4 protein-coding genes are annotated in these 4,722 nt (G+C 54.9%); all 4 read right to left on the minus strand.

What is annotated here, in order from left to right:
• Positions 1–830: 830 nt before the first annotated feature.
• Positions 831–1,067: a hypothetical protein gene (locus tag ACZRN6_RS36290; protein ID WP_078465740.1), complete on the minus strand. Its 237-nt coding sequence runs from the start codon at positions 1,065–1,067 to the stop codon at positions 831–833.
• A gap of 84 nt (positions 1,068–1,151) precedes the next feature.
• Positions 1,152–1,727 (minus strand): hypothetical protein, encoded by a 576-nt coding sequence (locus ACZRN6_RS36295; protein ID WP_078465739.1) that lies wholly within the window; start codon positions 1,725–1,727, stop codon positions 1,152–1,154.
• Positions 1,728–1,762: 35 nt separating this feature from the next.
• Positions 1,763–2,182 carry an alpha/beta fold hydrolase gene (locus ACZRN6_RS36300; RefSeq protein ID WP_230383553.1) on the minus strand — a complete coding sequence of 140 codons (420 nt, stop codon included), beginning with the start codon at positions 2,180–2,182 and terminating at the stop codon, positions 1,763–1,765.
• Between the two features lie 509 nt (positions 2,183–2,691).
• Positions 2,692–4,710 carry an autotransporter family protein gene (locus tag ACZRN6_RS36305; protein ID WP_284184513.1) on the minus strand — a complete coding sequence of 673 codons (2,019 nt, stop codon included), beginning with the start codon at positions 4,708–4,710 and terminating at the stop codon, positions 2,692–2,694.
• Positions 4,711–4,722 lie beyond the last annotated feature (12 nt).

A 4,722-nucleotide genomic window follows, 5' to 3' on the forward strand; every position in this document is an offset into this window, starting at 1 on the left:
CCGAGCTCGATTCTCCAGAAGGTAGCTGGTGACACGAGTGTTGAGCCCACCCAACTAGGGTGACGGAAATTTCTGGGGTTCCGGCTTACATCCCCATACTGGAGACTTTATACGGCCTAATTCTTAGCGAGCGGCGTCTTCCGCCTGAACCTGGGTATCCAACAGATCCATCACTGACGGCGCATCAATCTCTCTTCCGATCCGCCCATACGCCGGCACAGTCTCATCACCTAACATGAGAGTGAGGGATGGTGTTTCATTCACTCCAAACTGCTCACGAATGCTGTGGGTAGCCGCGTCGGGGGTTTCGATACGAATAAGCCTATAGCCAGCAAGTTTGGGGTTTACGCTCGGATTCAAAACTGTCAAATCCAAAACTGAAGAACATGCAGTACAGCCAGGCGCGGTCCAAAGGATCAGACTCTTCTGTCGCGCCGCAACGGCCGCTGCTATCAGGTTCCGCCCTTCCCCTTCGTTGTTTGCAAGCTTCCATAGCGATTCATGTGTTTGTGCTGGTGGCTGCAAGCTCCTGAGCGGCGTTGTAGGGGCCTCGTGACCGGCGAGCCCACCACCAATTGCACAGGCGCCGTAAACGATTAGGAATACCCCGAGAGTCTGCCTCATGGCAGGGCGAAGCGGCTCAGTTCGCCTCATCAGGAAAATAACACCTGAAATAGCAGATAGGAGGCCAAAGGATGCAAGCCCCGCAGATGACCAGGTCGCAGCTGGCAAAACGGCGACAGCGGCAATCCCGGCCAAGGTGAAGGCTGACGCCCCCCAGAACACCGGTGAGCCAACTTTTAACCAATCGTGCCTACCTATGCGCGGTATCAATGCTTTGTTGCCTCTTCAGCAGATTCGGCTTCACTGGCTAGGAAGGTTTGAATCAGCTCAGGATCGGCCCCGACCCACTTCAACGCATCAGACATCAGATTAAATCCCCGTGTGCTCGCGTCGGTTTTGCTTATGGTTTTTTTGACCTTTTCATCCATGACGACCCATGTTTTCTTGGTGTCTTCAATCAGATCAACGACTGAAATCAAACCGCTCTTGGACGCGACTAGCATGGGTGAGTTCCTATGTTTTGGGGGGTGTGCCCATTCAGACCCAATGCTAGGTCCCAGATCTGTCACTAGCAAACCAAACACATGCTACGAAATCGTGTTGCTCGTTCGACCCTTGCAAGCTTTGATTAATCTGTGCGCGAGCATCGCCCACTTGAGGTAGGCATCAAGCCGCTCTACATACCCAGTGCCGGGCTTGCTCGTGCTTTCTCCGATTCTGAACAGCTGAAGCTCTGTATCACAAAGTGAGATCCTTAGAACCAGGATGCCGCGGATGGATTTTATGTGGTCATGAGCTTCTTTCGGCGACATGCCTGCCAGGCCGAACAGCGGCAGTTCGCAATAATGGCAACTAGAGAGATTTACGCCGTTCCACAGCAGCGAGGCTGTCCAAGGGTTTTTTGAGGCTTCCCCACTGTTTTTTGTGCACTCACTGCAGACGACCTGCCAACGCTTTCGCTTGCCCGGGCGCTTTACCTCGGTGAGGATCGCGCCACTTGAACAGGAGTCGCAATCGAAAAGCGCCACGACCCTTGGGTCATGAGAGCCAAAAGCAAGCGTTGGTACCGCACATGAACCCTGAGATGTGGCCAGAAGCAGTTGCAGCGCTTCTTTTTTGCCGGCCAAGCTCAGCTTCTGATGTCCCTTGGACAATCCAGGCATAACAGCATTCCTTGCTTCCGGCCGAAGCCGGCTATTTACCGCGACTTACAAAGCAACGGGGTGGTAGAAAAGCGATTCCACAGGGTCCCGTATCCATCATTGTGTGTTGCGTCTACGACAACGATTTCCACGCAAGAGCCGTCAAGCTGAGCGCTGTAGGCCTGCGCGACTGAAGGGGGAACCACTGGGTCGTTGGAACCAACAATGTGTCTTTGGGGAATCTGAGCAAGCCGTGCTTTGTACGCCAAAGGGGTGATGGGGGCTTTGAGTGGGCTCAGCTTGTGGAGCTTTGTCCAAAATACCGGGTCTACGTTGCCGGCAATGGTCTGCACCTGGTCAACATCATCGCGCATACCGGCCAGCACGAGCGCGACCTCACCACCGCCCGAGTGCCCAACCAGTTCAAAAGTCTCTACATTGAAGCGACGTTTCAAGGCAGTTAGGGCTGAATCCATAGAGTCGATGGCCGGCTTACCGAAGCGTGATCCAGTCCAGACATCAAGGGTGCAGGCGCTGGACCTTACAAACTGACATGGCCTGGCCAAGTACGCCGCGGATGTTAAATCCTCAGCTGCAAACTGAAGCATGAGTGAAGAGTGTGGGGTTGGATCAGTGCTCGGTTGGGAGGATGTTGCCCAGGCGTGGCCGTCCCCCTCTATGTACACACGTAGGTGCTTGTAAGTCCCCGGTGCGGGAACCATTCCCTGAATAGGAAATGTAGGTGTCTGTAGCACGGCTCCTCTCAAGGAGCCTGTCGAAAACTGGGCAAGGTTTACCGGTGATGCACAGCCTCCCAGCAAAGCAGCACTGGCTAGGGCGATGCTGGTGATCATAGTCTTAAGCATTTTCAGCCTCTCTCTAATGCATCTCTCGATAGCGTCCCTCAAGGAGGCTATCGGCAAGTGCATCCAAAAGAATAACGGCCAGCAATGCTGGCCGCTTCTTCTAACATCCTGAATTTATTCTAGAAATCGTATCGGGCCTTGACCGTGAAGGTATCGGCATTGAAGTCGGTTTTCTTGAGGTAGGAGTAGCTCGCGCCTACCGTAACCGCACCGATCGAGTAGTCAGCGCCCAGGCCCAGCTCGAGGCTGTTGCGAGCGCTAGACGCGCCCGAGGACACGAATGGAGAGCCGCCCAGTGTGTAAGTGCTGGTGGTGTTCGCCTTGTCTCCGATGAAGTCGTGGTAAGCCATGGCCGTCGCCGAAGGCTTCAGCGTACCGTTCATGAAGCTGAAGTCCTTGGCGACACGAACGCCGCCGCCGATTTCACCTACTTCGATACGCTGGCCACCGACGCTGAGAGCAGCACTGGAGTTTTTCTCGGTGTAACCATCGATCTTCAGGTTGCTGTAGCGCAGAGCAGCACGTGGTTCGACGAGGAAGCCGTTGTCGAAGTTGAAGCCGTAACCGCCCAGTACGTTGATACCGAACAGGTCACTGTCGTAGTCGCCTTTTGCAACGGTGTCTGCGATGTCACGCTTGCTGGTGTTTTCGTTCTTACCGATGGTCACGCTACCGTCTACGAAAGCAGGGCCTTGGTTCCAGCTGCCGTAGGCAGTCAAAGCGTATGCATCGACGTCGGTCTTGTTGTACAAGCCGTTCACTTTCGAGTTGATGTAGCTGTAGGCAAGACCCAAGGTCAGGTCCGGGGTCAGCTTGCCGTCAGCACCGATGACGATACCGCTGCTGTAAGCGTTGTAGCCTGCAACACCATCACGCGAGCCTTGGTCTGCATCCGAGTACAGTCCTTTGACCCATACGCCGGTATCTTTCAGCACGTCACCGGAGGACATGCCGCGAACTTCAGCATTGCGGCCGTTCAAAGCGTTGGAAACCAGAGATTGGCCGCCCAGTGCAGCTTGAGTCGAGCCACCGTTCACGTTCGGGGACAATTGCTCAGCCAAGCGAGCCAGCTGCTGTTCATCAGCATTGGCGAAGGCTTTGAAGACCTTGTCGTTTGCATCCAACTTGCTCAGGACGCTGTCAGTGAAGGGGCGGATAGCGCGGGATGCATTACCTGAAGCGCCCATCTTGGCGATCAGGTCGGCAACAGTCGAACCAGACTTGCCGGTAACGGTTGCGGTCACTTGGTCGCCGCTAACGTTGAAGCCGGTGATGTTCAGTAGTGCGGAGCTGCTCACCACGGACAGACCGTTGTCGGTCAGCGTACCGGCTTTCACCAGAGTGTAGGTGGTGCCTTGGCTGTTGCCGGTGAAGTCACCCGGGTTAGCGGTAACACCGATTTTGCTGCCACTGGCGAAGGTAGCGTTACCGGCCACATTCAGGATTGGAGTTGCCGGGTTGGTTTGATCGCTGACTCGAAGTTGCAGCGTCCCCGCCGAGGCTACGTTCATATCACCAGTAAAGCTGGTACTGGTAGAAGCCAGGTAAAGGGTGCCCGAGTTCACATCGACCAAGAATGCTTCGATCTCTTGGCCATTGAAGGTGCCATTGCCGTCGACCTGGACGAGGTTCAGGCCTTCCATGTTGCCGGTGATAGTGCCGGCAGTCCACTCGAGGCGGGTTTGGAAGTTACCGTTGATGGATTTCTCGCCGCCGACGATCGATCCGCCGTTCTGGTGAATTACAAACAGATTATTCGCATTGTCATCTCCGCCCTCGGAAGGGTCGTAGTTGACGCTTTCCACGCTGATCCCGGTACCAGTCGAAATGATGTTGCCGGTGTTGATGATGCCGTTGGTGGCAGTCTTCACTTCCGGGGCCAGTGAGTCGACGACGCGGATGCCCACCGCGTTGTCACCAGAGACCTGGATGGTGCCGATGTTGTTAAGGGCGTTAAAGTTCAGGCTTTTGATGACGATGCCGGAGGTGTTGCTGCCGCTGCCTGCGATAGTGCCTTCGTTGATGACGTCATGGCCGAAGTTGATTTTTTCGGGTAAGCGGATTAAATGGTTGATCTTACCTTTGCATGAGAGTGAGACAGACCGGCATCTCATCGGATTATCTGGTTGATGCTTCACCTACTGCTGGTG

This window comes from Pseudomonas sp. A125 (genome assembly GCF_055409485.1).